10 protein-coding genes are annotated in these 12,003 nt (G+C 72.7%); 3 read left to right on the top strand and 7 right to left on the bottom strand.

What is annotated here, in order from left to right; translation table 11 throughout:
• Positions 1-9 precede the first annotated feature (9 nt).
• From LZ198_RS08385 to LZ198_RS08370, 4 genes are all read right to left on the bottom strand, one after another.
• Complete coding sequence (locus LZ198_RS08385; RefSeq protein WP_253971360.1) at positions 10-570, bottom strand: hypothetical protein; 561 nt, start codon at positions 568-570, stop codon at positions 10-12.
• 29 nt (positions 571-599) lie between these two features.
• Positions 600-3,539: a CHAT domain-containing protein gene (locus LZ198_RS08380; RefSeq protein WP_253971359.1), complete on the bottom strand. Its 2,940-nt coding sequence runs from the start codon at positions 3,537-3,539 to the stop codon at positions 600-602.
• On the bottom strand, positions 3,536-4,111 hold the full coding sequence (locus LZ198_RS08375; RefSeq protein ID WP_253971358.1) for an RNA polymerase sigma factor: 576 nt from the start codon (positions 4,109-4,111) through the stop codon (positions 3,536-3,538). The genes LZ198_RS08380 and LZ198_RS08375 overlap by 4 nt, the downstream gene beginning before the upstream one ends.
• Before the next feature lie 114 nt (positions 4,112-4,225).
• Positions 4,226-5,422, bottom strand: coding sequence for an alanyl-tRNA editing protein (locus LZ198_RS08370; RefSeq protein WP_253971357.1), 1,197 nt, complete (start codon positions 5,420-5,422; stop codon positions 4,226-4,228).
• Positions 5,423-5,563: 141 nt separating this feature from the next.
• Here LZ198_RS08370 and LZ198_RS08365 point away from each other — a divergent pair, with 141 nt between their 5' ends.
• Positions 5,564-6,199: a DsbA family protein gene (locus LZ198_RS08365; RefSeq protein ID WP_253971356.1), complete on the top strand. Its 636-nt coding sequence runs from the start codon at positions 5,564-5,566 to the stop codon at positions 6,197-6,199.
• 19 nt (positions 6,200-6,218) lie between these two features.
• Here the strand turns inward: LZ198_RS08365 and LZ198_RS08360 are convergent, their stop codons facing one another.
• The 3 genes from LZ198_RS08360 to LZ198_RS08350 are packed head-to-tail and all read right to left on the bottom strand — an operon-like array spanning position 6,219 to position 9,527.
• Entirely contained in the window at positions 6,219-7,451 is a 1,233-nt protein-coding gene (locus LZ198_RS08360; protein ID WP_253971355.1) for a cytochrome P450, read from the bottom strand.
• A gap of 22 nt (positions 7,452-7,473) precedes the next feature.
• The gene (locus LZ198_RS08355) at positions 7,474-8,832 is read right to left on the bottom strand and encodes a sensor histidine kinase (RefSeq protein WP_253971354.1); all 1,359 of its coding nucleotides are present in this window, start codon (positions 8,830-8,832) and stop codon (positions 7,474-7,476) included.
• Positions 8,829-9,527, bottom strand: coding sequence for a response regulator (locus tag LZ198_RS08350; RefSeq protein ID WP_253971353.1), 699 nt, complete (start codon positions 9,525-9,527; stop codon positions 8,829-8,831). The genes LZ198_RS08355 and LZ198_RS08350 overlap by 4 nt, the downstream gene beginning before the upstream one ends.
• 203 nt (positions 9,528-9,730) lie before the next feature.
• Between LZ198_RS08350 and LZ198_RS08345 the strand changes: the two genes are divergently transcribed.
• Positions 9,731-11,182: an ABC transporter substrate-binding protein/permease gene (locus tag LZ198_RS08345; protein WP_253971352.1), complete on the top strand. Its 1,452-nt coding sequence runs from the start codon at positions 9,731-9,733 to the stop codon at positions 11,180-11,182.
• Positions 11,179-12,003, top strand: a complete 825-nt coding sequence (locus tag LZ198_RS08340) for an amino acid ABC transporter ATP-binding protein (protein ID WP_253971351.1) — start codon at positions 11,179-11,181, stop codon at positions 12,001-12,003. The genes LZ198_RS08345 and LZ198_RS08340 overlap by 4 nt, the downstream gene beginning before the upstream one ends.

The following is a 12,003-nucleotide window of genomic DNA, read 5'->3' as shown; positions in this document are numbered from 1 at the left end:
CAGGCTCGCCTACTGGCGGGCGGCGTCCCCACGCATCGCCGCGTTGGTCGCCGTGGGAATCTGGACCTCCAGCGTGGACCAGTACACCAGCGAGGCCAGCCGACGGATGCGCCTCACGAACTCCTCGTGGCCCGTGGGGTCACCGCCACCGCCCGACGTCCCGTGCGGGTCGCCGTTGGTGAGGTTCGCCACGTTCTGGCAGCCCTCCCGCTCGTTCTTGGGCTCGCAGGTGGTCTGGATGGTCAGCGTGCCCACCGTCTGTCCGCCGGGGAATTGTCCGGAGGTGGCGCTGGCGTGGTGTCCGGACGCCTGGGCGGTGGTGGAGCCGCTCTCCGCCTCGGCCTGCGCGATTTCCGCCGGGTCGTTCGTCTGGGCCACGATTTCGTCGCGGCTCACGTCCACCGTGTAGAGGGTGGCCCGCTGGGGGTTCACCCGATCACGCGCGATGATGTGGACGAGCGCCCCTGGAGGGGCCTTGCGCTGGATTTCCTTCGTCGTGGGGACCCTGTTGGTGTGTCCACAGGCCACGAGGCCCAGCAACACGGGAAGCAGCAGGAGACATTTCTTCATGGAAAGGTGACTCGGGTGGAAGGGGACAGCTACTCGAAGAGCAGCACCTGGCTCACCCAGGTGCCGCCCGGACGCCGCAGCCAGTCCTGACGCGCGTCGCGCAGGGCGAGGGCCGCGGGCAGTCCCGCGCGGATGCGTGCGAGGACGGGCTCGAAGAACTCAGAGGCCTCCGCGTCGGGAATCTCCTGGGTGGCGGCGAGGACGGCGCGCGCGCCCGCGTCGACGAAGGCCACGGGCAGGCCGAACGTCTCGTGGAAGTAGCGCGCGCTGTGGGCCGCGTGGCACGCGGCCAGCAACACCACGGGGTGGCCGGCCAGCCGCTGCGCCTGCACGGCGGTGGCGGTCAGCGCGTAGTTGCCGTCCTCCTCCTCCGGGGAGAGCACCAGCAGCGAGCCATCCGCCACGCTCGGGTCGATGACGCCGTGCGCGTGGATCTGCACCTCCGTCGCGTCGCGCATCGCCTCCAGCACGTGGGTGGGCGTGGCCGCCGCGCCCTTGAGCGTCGACACCTGGGACGCCTCGGTGTCCGCGCCGCGCCAGGCGCGCAGCGAGGGCAGCCGCAGGGCCACGGGCGTGTTCACGTCGGCGACCACCAGCCTCCGCTCCGGACGCGGCGAGCCGGGCTCGGCGTGGGGACTCACCCGGTAGGTCCACGCGATGTCCGGGGCCAGCAACCCCGCTTGTCCGAGCACCGGAGGCCGGGCCAGCACGTCGACCTGGGCGCAGCCGCGCAGCGCGTCCTCGAAGCGCGCGGGGACCAGCCCCTCCACGCTCGTGAGCGTTCGACGGCGATCCGACGCGTAGTACCCCAGCAACCGTCCGCCCGCGTCGCGCGCGACCAGGGCCGTGCGCTCGTCGTCCACCGTGACGCCCAGCACGCAGCGCCCGGGGACGGGCAGGCCGCGCTCCTCCGCGAACAACGCGAGCGCCCGCTCGTGCTCGCCGTGGCGCGCGGCGTCCAGGATGAGCGACGTGAAGCTGTAGACGCGCGCCTTGCGCGAGTCGACGTCCGTGCCCAGCAGCGGCGTGGCCTCGGCGATGGACTGGCGGAGCAGCGCCTGCCCCCGGGCGCGGTCCTGCTCGATGACGAAGCGGCCCTCGATGTGCCGCAGCATGGGGCCCTCTCCGGCCGCCAGCGAGGCGGACGCGCGCAGTTCCTCCAGACCCCGCGTCAGCAGGGCCGCGTCGTCGTCGCGCCGGGCCTCGGTGTGCGCCAGGTCCGCCATGACGAAGGCGCGCGCCAGCGAGGGCGGCTGGCCACAGCGCGCGGCGCGGTCCAACTGCTCCCGCGCTCCGGCGAAGTCGAAGGCCAGGTAGTGCGCCAGCGCCAGGTTCGTGTACGCCAGCTCGTGGTCCTGGCAGCGCTCCGGGATTCGCAGCAGCGTCTCCTCCAGATATGCGCGCGTCAGCGACAGGTCCGAGTGGGCGCGGGCCACCTGCCCCAGCTCCTGGATGAGCCGCAGCTCCTTGGTCCACTCGTTGCCCGCGCGGGCCCGCTCCAGCGCCGCCAGGCCGTGCGCGCGCGCCTCGACGGGGTGGTGCAACTGCAGCTCCACGAGGGACAGGTTCCGCTGCAGCTCGACGCAGCGGTAGTTGAAGGCGCGCTCCGGACCACAGTGCGCCTTGAGCGCCGCCGTCAGTCGCTCCCGGGCCCGGTAGGGCTGGCCGCGCTGGAGGTCCGCGCGGGACTCCCGCTCCTCGGCCAACATGGCGAACCAGGGGTCCCGGGTCGCCTGGGCGAGCTGGCGGTAGGTGGCCTCTTCCAGGCGCGCGTCGGGGGTGAAAAGCAGCGCGCCCAGCAGGAGGTCCTCTTGCCGGGCGTCGCGGAGCTTCGAGATGAGGAGGGCGAGGTCCGGAGGTTTCAACGCCCCCCGCGTGAGTCGGAGGTACGCCTCCGAGAGCGGCCGCCGCGCGGCGAAGTCCGCCCGGGAGGCGCGGTCCACGGCGTCCACCAGGTGCGTGCCTCCGTCGATGCGGTCCAACTGGAGGGCGAGCGGGCGCAGCGCCTGTACGCGTTGGGCGGAGGGCGCCGTGCGCAGGGCGTCGTAGAGGCACAGGCGCGACAGGCCCGGCCAGGTCTCCACCTGCCGGGACGCGAGCACCGCGCCACCGGACACCATCCCGTCACAGTCCTCCTTCGTGCCCTTCCAGCCCTTGCGCCGCTCCTCCTCCTGGCGCCGCATCTCCCCGGCGCGCTCGGCGGCCTCCTCGCTCCAGCCCGGCTCCTTCTGCGCGGCCACCTGGTCGAAGGCCTCCGCGGCCTGGAGCGACAGGCCCAGCGTCTCGAGCGCCAGGGCCCGGTTCCACAGGGCCTGCGGATGGCCGGGCCGCGCCTTGAGGGCCTTGTCCGCCAGCGCCAGCGCCTCTTCGGGGGCGCCCTTCTGCAACGCGAGCGCCGCGCGGTCCGAGTCCTGGTCCGGCGAATCCGGCAGCTTGTCCAGGAACGCCCCCGCCTGCGTCGTGTCCCCGCGCAGCAGATAGGCGGAGGCGATGCCCCGGTCGTCCCCGGCCTCCTCGAGCTTCGCCAGCTCGCGCAGGGACAGCGCCCGGGGCTTGTCGCCGCCGCTGCGCATGACCTGGTAGGGGCGGTGCGTGTCGGCGCCCGGGTGTGTCAGGCGGGCCTCCAGCACGCGCCCCCGGGACTGGCCCAGCCAGAGCTCGGAGGCCTCCGTCGACGAAGCGGGCCGCGTCACCAGGACCCATGCCGCCAGGCCCGCGGCCAGCGCCAGCGGCACCACCATCATCCAGGTCCTGCGGCGCTTGAAGGGCGAGGGCGGCGGCGCGACGAAGGCCGGTTCGACGGCGGCGGCGTTGAGCGCGTCGTCGGCGAGCAGCTCCAGGGCGAGCAGCTCCTTCATGCGTGTCTCGCACGCGTGGCACCGGGTCAGGTGGTGGCGGAAGTTCTCCGCGTCCACCGGCGCCAGCTCGCCGTCGATGAAGGACTCCAGTCTGTCGCACAGCTCGCTCATGGTCTGGCCCTGCCTTCACTCGAGGCGGCGTCGGGGGTCAGCAACCCCCGGAGGGCCTGCCGCGCCTCGCTCAGCCATCGCCCGACGGTCCCCTCGGGCGCGTCCAACTGCTGCGCGATGGCCCGATATCGCAGTCCCGCCACGTGCAGCCGGTACGCCTCCCGCAGGTGCGGGGGCTTGAGCTGCTCGATGGCGTGGAGGAAGTCCTCCCGGCTCACCCGCGTCCACTGCTCCAGCGGCGCCGGTTCCCCGGACACCTCCTGGGGCTGCACCACGCGCAGGGCGGGCGCCCCCAGCACCTCCGTGCGCCGTCGCCGGCAGTGGTCCAGGAACCGGTTGCTCAACGTCGTGCTCAACCACACGCTCACCGCGCCCGCGTTCTCCGCCACCAGCCGGTCGAAATGGCGGAACGCCCGCTCGAGGGTCTCCTGCACCAGGTCCTCCGGATCCACGCCGCCACCCGCGCACAGCCGCCGGGCAAGCCTCAGCAGGCCCGGTCGCCGCGCGCGCGCGAATGCCTCGAACTGGCGGTGCAACCCGTCGTCCATCGTGGCGCGAATCCTCGCACCCATCTTCTCATGTCGTTCCACCGGTGGAGCGCCCCCTCCGTGCGTCCAGAACGGAGGCCGGGATTTCCCTTCGCCGGGATTTTCACGCCACCACCCGTGTCGTACCTTTCCGGAGACTCAGGCCCGAAGGGAGGCGACGAGGGCGGTCCAATCCGTCCCGGGAGGGAGGCGGCCCTCGGCGTGCTCCGGGCGTCCTCCGCCCCGTCCACCGGCGGCCTCGGCGGCCTTCTTGAGGAACGCGCCGCAACCGAAGCCGGAGGCGGCGCCCCGGGCGATGAGCACGGCCATGCCCTCCGGGAGTCGCCCGGCCAGGAACACCACGGCCTGGGGCTGGGCGGTGAGGCGGGCGGCCACCGCGCGCAGTTGCTCGGGGCCGGCGCCCTCCAGCACCGCGACGACGTGCTTGTCCGCGGAGGCGTCCAGCGCCGCGGCCAGCTCCTGGGCGGTGTGCTCGGCCAGCTTCGCGCGGGCGGCGCCCAGGGACTCGCGGGCCTCGGTCAGCTCCCGGCGCAGCTTGTCCACCACGGTGGGCACCTCCGCGGCGCCGCAGGTGAAGGCCCGGCCCATGGCGCGCAGCGTGCCGGCCTCGTCCCACAGCTCCCTGCGGGCGCGGGGCCCGGCGGAGAAGAGGACGCGGCCCTTGCCCTTGTAGCGCTCCACGCCCAGCACGCGCACGAGGCCCACCTGGGCGGAGCGAGTGCAGTGCGTCCCGCCGCACGGGGAGACGTCGAAGTCCCCCATCTGGATGACGCGGATGTTCGCGGTGACCTTGGGTGCGCGGCGCAGGGGCAGGGCGGCCAGCTCCTCGGGCGTGGGGAAGAAGGCGCGGATGGGGAGGTCGTCGTCGATGACGGCGTTCACCAGCGCCTCGGCCTCCGCCACCCGGGCCTCGTCCAGCGCGTCCTGGTCCGTGTCGATGGTGCAGGTGGCGCCCAGCCGCGAGGACACCGTGGCCGCGCCGGCCACGTCGACCAGCGCGCGCGACAGCATGTGCTGGCCGGTGTGCAGCGCCATGTGGACGCGGCGGCGGGCCCGGTCCACCTCGCCTTCCAGCGAGGCGCCGGGCACCGGCAGCGCGCCTCCTTCTGGCAGCGCGAGCAGGTGGTGGACCACGCCGTCGTCATCCACCTGCACGTCGCGCACGGGCAGTCCGCCGAGCACGCCGTGGTCCGCCATCTGTCCCCCCGCCTCCGGATAGAAGGCCGTGCGGTCGAGCACCACGGAGGGCGCGCCAGCCCAGGCGCCGTGGGCCACGACGCGCGCGGAGAAGCGGTGGAGGAACGGGTCGTCGAAGTAGAGACGCTCGGTGGACATGGGCAGGGGATAGCACGGCGTGCTGAAACTTGTGCCCGGCTCGCGCCACATCCTGGCGCGCGGGCGGAAGTCCCCCGTGTCGCCAGCCCCCCGAGCGGGAGGCCCGGCGTTCCCAGCTCCCATCCATCGAAGAGGTCCCTCATGAAGCCCCTGCGCTCCGCCCACGTGGCGGCAGGCCTGCTGTTGCTTTCGTCGTCCGCCGCACTCGCCGCCGAGCCCACCGGCGACCCGACGTGCCCCAAGCCCCCCGAGCGCAAGTTCATCGCCGCCACGCCGCGCGCGGAGGCGCCCACGCTGGGGCCCCGCGACGCGCGGGTGACGGTGGAGGTGTGGTCCGACTTCCAGTGCCCCTTCTGCGCGCGCGGCGCGACGCTCCTGACGTCGCTGCGCGAGCGGTACGGAGACCAGGTGCGCATTGTCTTCCGCCACCAGCCGCTGCCCGCGCACCGCGACGCGCGCCTGGCCGCCGCCGCGTCCATGGCCGCGAGCGAGCAGGGGCGCTTCTGGCAGATGCACGACCTGCTCTTCGCGAGTCCGGGCGCGCTCGACCGCGCGTCGCTGGAGAAGCATGCCCGGACGCTCGGCCTGGACCTGCCGCGCTTCCGCCGCGCGCTCGACACGGGCGCCTGGGACGCCTACGTGGAGGCGGACGTGGTGGAGGCCCAGCGCCGGGGCGTGGTGGGCACGCCCGTGTTCTTCGTCAACGGCGCCGCGGTGATGGGGGCGCAGCCGCTGGAGACCTTCACCCAGCTCATCGACGCGGAGCTGGCGCGCTGAGGCCGGAGACGGCGCGCCGTCAGGCCGGGTCCCACTCCACGCGCAGCCGCCGCGGGCCCCGGTGCAGGAAGTTGGGCAGGTAGAGGAGGGGGCTGTCCGGCGCCAGCCGCAGGCCGGGCAGCTTCTCCAGCACCAGCTCCATGGCGACGCGCACCTCGAGCCGCGCCAGCGGCGCGCCGATGCAGTAGTGGAGCCCCATGCCGAAGCCCAGGTGCCGGCCCTGGTCCGGACGACGCGGGTGGCCCTCGTCGGGCGCCTGGAACACCGCCGGGTCGCGGTTGGCGGAGGCGAAGAGCACGAGCACGCGGGCGGCCTCGGGAAGCTCCACGCCCCCCAGCGTCACCGCGCGCGCGGTGGTGCGCATCATCCCCTGCACGGGCGCGTCCAGGCGCAGCGTCTCCTCGATGGTGCGGGGGAGCAGCGCCGGGTCGTCCCGCAGCGCGGCCAGCCGCTGGGGCTCGCGCAGGTGCCACGCGAGCAGGTTGCCCAACAGGTTCGCCGTCGTCTCGTGCCCGGCGAAGTGCAGCATGGCCAGCAGGCTGATGAGCTCCACGTCGCTCAGCGGGGGCGTGTCCTCGTGGCGCGCCTGGATGAGCGCGCTGATGAGGTCGTCCTTCGGTTGCCGTCGCCGGTCCGCGATGTGGCTGGCCAGGTACTTCTGGACGGAGACGAGGCCCCGGGCGCACTCCACCTGCCGGGGCACCGGCGCGTTGCCCGCGGACAGCGTGGCCAGGTCCTCCGTCCAGCGCTTCAGCCGGGGCAGGTCCGAGTCCGGCAGCCCGAGGATGTTGCCGATGACCCGCGCGGGCAGCGGGAAGCAAAGCTGCTCCACCAGGTCCGCGTGGCCGTCGCGCGCGAAGTCGTCGATGAGCTCCCGGGCGATTGCCCGCACGGGCGTCTCCATCGCGCTGAGCCGGTGGGGCGCCAGGGCCTTGGAGACGATGGCGCGCATGCGCGTGTGGTTGGGCGGGTCGTCATCCACCAGCGCGGGGACCTGCGGGGAGCCCTCCGCCAGGACGGCCAGCACCTCCGGCGCGGGCGGCACCGGGTTGCGGAAGGCGTTGGCGGAGCGGAAGTCCTCCGGGTTGAGCACCACCGCCTTCACGTCCTCGTAGCGCGAGACGACCCAGAGCTGGAGCTCCGGGCTGTACTGGACGGGCGCCTCTTCCCTCATGCGGGCATAGAGCGGATACGGGTCCTCCACGTACGGGGGCTCGAAGCGGCTGACGAAGGTGGGGGACGGGGCGGACATGGGGACTCCGGACTCGGGGCGCTCACGCGGCGTCGGGCCGGGAGCGGGTGGGCAGGGGCGGCAGGGCGCCATCCGGCGCGTCCGGAAGGCGCAGGTCCAGGGGGGGAATCCGGGGCAGGTGGATGGTGAAGGTCGTCCCGCCCGTGGGCGGGCTCTCCACCGCGATGCGCCCCTTGTGGGACGTGACGATGCCGTGCACCACCGCCAGGCCCATGCCGGTGCCCTCGCCCGCGCGCTTGGTGGTGAAGAAGGGCTGGAAGAGGCGGGCGAGCACCTCGGGCGACATGCCGACGCCGGAGTCGCTCACCCGCAGCACCGCCTCGTCCCCCTCCATGTGCGTGGACAGGGTGATGCGCCCTCCGTCCGGCATGGCCTGCGCCGCGTTCATCAGCAGGTTGACCACCACCTGTGCGAGCTGTCCCGGCCGGCCCAGCAGGCGCGGCAGCTCGCCCAGCGCCATCTGCACCTCGCAGCGGGGCTTGAGCTGGCTGTGGGTGATGCGCATCGCGACGGCGAGCTCCTCGTTGAGGTCGTACTCCTCCATGGCGCCCGGGTCCCCGCGCGCGAAGCGCCGCAGGTCCGCGACGATGGAGACGACGCGGCGGATGCCGTCCGCGGTGGCGGGCAGCACGTCGTCGACGTACTCGCGCAGCTCCGGCGGCAGCTCCTTGCAGGCGCGCAGGTCGATGAGGAGCGCGTTGACGTTGCTCTTCACGTAGCTCATCGGGTTGTTGATTTCGTGCGCCACGCCCGCCGCCAGCATGCCCAGGCTGGTCAGGCGCTCCTGCTCCCGGGCGCGCGCGTGGGCCAGGTCCAACTGCGCGTGGGCGTGGGCCAACTGCTCGTGCTGACGCGCCAGCTCCTGCATCGCGTGGTGGGTGAGGACCACGCGTCCCTCGGAGATGAAGTAGGTCAGCAGCGACAGCAGCACGAAGCTGATGGGCACCTCCGGAGGGCAGCCGTCCAGCAGGGCCGCGCCCGCCACCAGCGCGAGCATCGACACCAGCCTGGGCCGAGCGCTGGGGTCCACGAAGCGGTCCGCCCACAGCGCGTTGAGCGGCAGGTACAGCCACATGGGCAGCTCCCAGTCGCTGACCACGCCGTAGAAGACGGTGGCCACCATGTTCAGCACGAAGCGCGCCGACTCCGTGGCCTTCGAGTGGCGGGAGAAGAAGTCCCGGGCGAGCACCACGTTGATCGTCGTCACGGTGGTGAAGCCCACCGTCAGCACGGCGATGTCGTGCCAGCGTCCCCAGAGCGAGGAGACGAGCAGCCCGTGGATGAGGATGCAGGCCAACAGGGTGAAGCGCTTGAGCTGGCTGTTCATCCAGCTCGCATCCGCCCGCGCGTCCATTCCCCCCGTGGACGGGCCCGACGTCATGCCTCGCCGACTCCAGGGCGCGCCTGGGGAACGGCGGCCGTCTCGGCGCGCACCGGCAGCTCCAGGCGCAGGCGCTGCGGTCCGCCCACCTCCGCCACGAACGACAGCCGCCCGCCGAAGCGCTCCAGCAGGCCACCCACCACCTTCATGCTGTCGTCGGCCAGCAGGCCCGCGAAGCGCTCGATGATGGAGACGGCGTGGTCGGCCGGGAACGACGGGTCCGCCACCTGCACCTTCAGCACGAGCGCCGCGTCCGTGGGGCTCACCTCCGCGCTGACGCCCTGGGGCGCGGCGCGGAACGGCGCGTATAACTGGGCGAGGGTCTCGCGGTGCCGCAGCAGGCCCACCAGGTAGGCCACCAGCTCCGCGTCATCCCACGGCTTGCTGATGAAGCGGCAGATCTCCCCCTCGTTCACCGACGCCACCACCGACTTGAAGTCCGCGTAGCCGGAGATGATGAGCCGCAGCGCCAGGGGATGGCTGCGCTTGACGCGCTGGAGCAGTTCGCTGCCCGTCATCCCCGGCATCCGGAAGTCCGTCAGCACGATGTCCGGACTGAACACCTTGAGACGCTCGAGCGCCTCTTCCCCGTTGAAGGCGAGCTGGACGTCGAATCCTTCACGCCGCAGCAGGCGCCGCAGCGCGTGCGCCACCTGCGGCTCGTCGTCCACCACCAGCACCTTGTATGCTTCCATGACGGCCTTGGCTCCTGTGGCGCGGCACTCTAGTCGCGGTCCCGGAGAAAGTGTCAGGACCTGAATAGCGGGTCATGCCTGCACCTGCGCCAGGGTGGGAGTTCTCCGAAGTGCTCGTGAACGAGGGACAGGCCGGACGCTCCATGCGAAACCTTCCGCTGTCACCGCCACGACGGACCACGCTCCCCGGAAATCCTGGGTGGATGTGGCTGCCGCTCGTGGTCGTCATGCTGTCGTGCGTCGCGGAGCAGCGCGGCTCGGGCGCCGAACGTGTGCGGCGGACCGGGGTGTTGACGTGGGGCGCGGACGCGCAGGGCGGTGAGCCCTACGCCATGGAGGACCCGGACGCGCCCGGGGGCATGCGCGGCTTCGAGGTGGAGCTGGCGGAGGCGTTGGCGCGGGAGCTGGGCGTGCGCTCGCGCTTCTACCAGAACGACTGGTCCAACCTGATTCCCTCGCTGGAGCGGGGCTCGTTCGACATCGCGCTCAACGGCATCGAGGTGACGCCCGCGCGCAGCGGGCGCGTGCTCTTCACGCGGCCCTACTACCTGTTCCACCTGCGGCTCATGGCGCGGGCGAACGACGCGACCGTCACCGGGATGGAGTCGCTGCGCGGTCGGCGGGTGGGCACGCTGGCCAACTCCCAGGCGTGGGACCAGTTGCAGGGGGCCGGCGTGCAGGCGGTGCCGTACGAGGGCGTGGAGGAGCCCTACATCGACCTGGAGCAGGGGCGGCTGGACGCCGTGCTGATGGACGACATCATCGCCCAGCGCTACGGCATGCCGCGCGCCGCGCTGCGGGTGGTGGGCGACGTGGGCGAGGGCTACTACGCCATCGCGCTGCGCCCGGGTGACGAGTCCCTGCGCGAGGAGCTGGACGCGGCGCTGGGGCGCATCGCCCGCTCGGGTGAGCTGCGCGCCATCTTCCAGCGCTGGGGCATCGACAACCCGACGGAGCAGCGGATGGTGGAGTGGACGGACGCGCAGACGCGCGAACTCCTGTCCACCACGCGCGCGCCGCGGCTGGGCTGGGGCCAGCTGTGGCTGTTCCTCCAGGCGTCGGTGGTGACGCTGCTCGTGTCGGTGGGGGCCATGGTGCTCGCCGTCCCCCTGGGCATGGCGCTGTCGCTGTCGCGACTGTACGGGCCGGCGTGGCTGGGGCGGCTGGCCACGCTGTACGTGGAGCTCTTCCGGGGGACGCCCGTGCTGTTGCAGCTCTACGTCCTCTACTACGGCCTGGCGGGCATCCTCCGGCTGGACGCGGTCAGCGCCGCCATCCTCGGGCTGGGCCTGAACTACGCGGCCTACGAGGCGGAGGTCTATCGGGCCGGCGTGCTGTCGGTGCCGCGTGGACAGTTCGAGGCCGCGCTGGCGTTGGGAATGAACACGCGGCTGGCGTTGCGCCGGGTCGTCATGCCCCAGGCCTTCCGCGTGGCGCTGCCCGGAATGACCAATGACTTCATCGCATTGTTGAAGGACAGCTCCCTGGTTTCCGTGATTTCCGTCGTGGAGCTCACCAAACGGATGACGATTACGGCGGTGGACGTCCGGAGTTGGCTGTTGCCGGGGGCGTTGTGCGCGGCGCTCTACCTGGCGATGAGCTACCCTCTGTCCCGCTTGGCGCGGCGGTTGGAAGCGAGGCTCGAACGCGGATGATTGAAGTGAAGGACCTGTGCAAGCGCTACGACGGGCGCACGGTGCTGGATGGCATCGACGCGACCTTCCAGACGGGAGAAGTGGTGGCGCTCGTGGGGCCGTCCGGAGGTGGCAAGAGCACGCTGCTGCGCTGCCTCAACGGGCTGGAGCCCTTCGACGGAGGCTCCATCCGGATAGGGAACGACGTGCTGGAGCCGGGCCGCGTCCGCGCGGGAGGCGGGCGGGTATGTGAGCTGCGGCGCCGGGTGGGCTTCGTCTTCCAGCAGTGGCACCTCTTCGCGCACCGCACCGCGCTGGGCAACGTCATCGAGGCGCCCATCCACGTGCGGGGGCTGGGCGTGAAGGACGCGACGGAGCTGGGGCGCGCGCTGCTCGACAAGGTGGGCCTGTCGCACCGCGAGGGTGCGTACCCGTTCGAGCTGTCGGGCGGAGAGCAGCAGCGCGTGGCCATCGCCCGGGCGCTGGCGATGGAGCCGGAGGCGCTGCTCCTGGACGAACCCACCAGCGCGCTGGACCCGGAGCGGGTGGGCTCGCTGGTGTCGCTGCTGGCGCGCCTGCGGGACGACGGCCTGACGCTGGTGGCGGTGACACACGAGATGCGCTTCGCGCGCGAGCTGGCCTCCCGGGTGCTGGTGCTGCACGGCGGGCGCATCCTCGAGGAGGGGCCACCCGACCAGGTGCTGGACCAGCCTCGGCACGAGCGCACGCGCGCCTTCCTCGGGCTGGGGCAGGTGAGCCCGCCGTCGCGCGTGGTGCCGTCGCTCGGGTTGGGCAGAACAGGCGTGGCCCCGGTGTTTCCCGCCGCGTCCGCGGGGGAATGA

The sequence above is a fragment of the Myxococcus dinghuensis genome (genome assembly GCF_024198235.1).
Classification (GTDB): Bacteria; Myxococcota; Myxococcia; order Myxococcales; family Myxococcaceae; genus Myxococcus; species Myxococcus dinghuensis.
This window is presented reverse-complemented; position numbering and strand designations above follow the sequence as displayed.

Excerpts from the sequence above, each read along its gene's own strand:
- LZ198_RS08365 (WP_253971356.1), top strand. The coding sequence starts at position 5,564 with ATGAAGCCCCTGCGCTCCGCCCACGTGGCGGCAGGCCTGCTGTTGCTT.
- LZ198_RS08345 (WP_253971352.1), top strand. The coding sequence starts at position 9,731 with ATGTGGCTGCCGCTCGTGGTCGTCATGCTGTCGTGCGTCGCGGAGCAG.
- LZ198_RS08360 (WP_253971355.1), bottom strand. The coding sequence starts at position 7,451 with ATGTCCGCCCCGTCCCCCACCTTCGTCAGCCGCTTCGAGCCCCCGTAC.
- LZ198_RS08385 (WP_253971360.1), bottom strand. The coding sequence starts at position 570 with ATGAAGAAATGTCTCCTGCTGCTTCCCGTGTTGCTGGGCCTCGTGGCC.
- LZ198_RS08340 (WP_253971351.1), top strand. The coding sequence starts at position 11,179 with ATGATTGAAGTGAAGGACCTGTGCAAGCGCTACGACGGGCGCACGGTG.
- LZ198_RS08350 (WP_253971353.1), bottom strand. The coding sequence starts at position 9,527 with ATGGAAGCATACAAGGTGCTGGTGGTGGACGACGAGCCGCAGGTGGCG.
- LZ198_RS08370 (WP_253971357.1), bottom strand. The coding sequence starts at position 5,422 with ATGTCCACCGAGCGTCTCTACTTCGACGACCCGTTCCTCCACCGCTTC.
- LZ198_RS08375 (WP_253971358.1), bottom strand. The coding sequence starts at position 4,111 with ATGGGTGCGAGGATTCGCGCCACGATGGACGACGGGTTGCACCGCCAG.
- LZ198_RS08380 (WP_253971359.1), bottom strand. The coding sequence starts at position 3,539 with ATGAGCGAGCTGTGCGACAGACTGGAGTCCTTCATCGACGGCGAGCTG.
- LZ198_RS08355 (WP_253971354.1), bottom strand. The coding sequence starts at position 8,832 with ATGACGTCGGGCCCGTCCACGGGGGGAATGGACGCGCGGGCGGATGCG.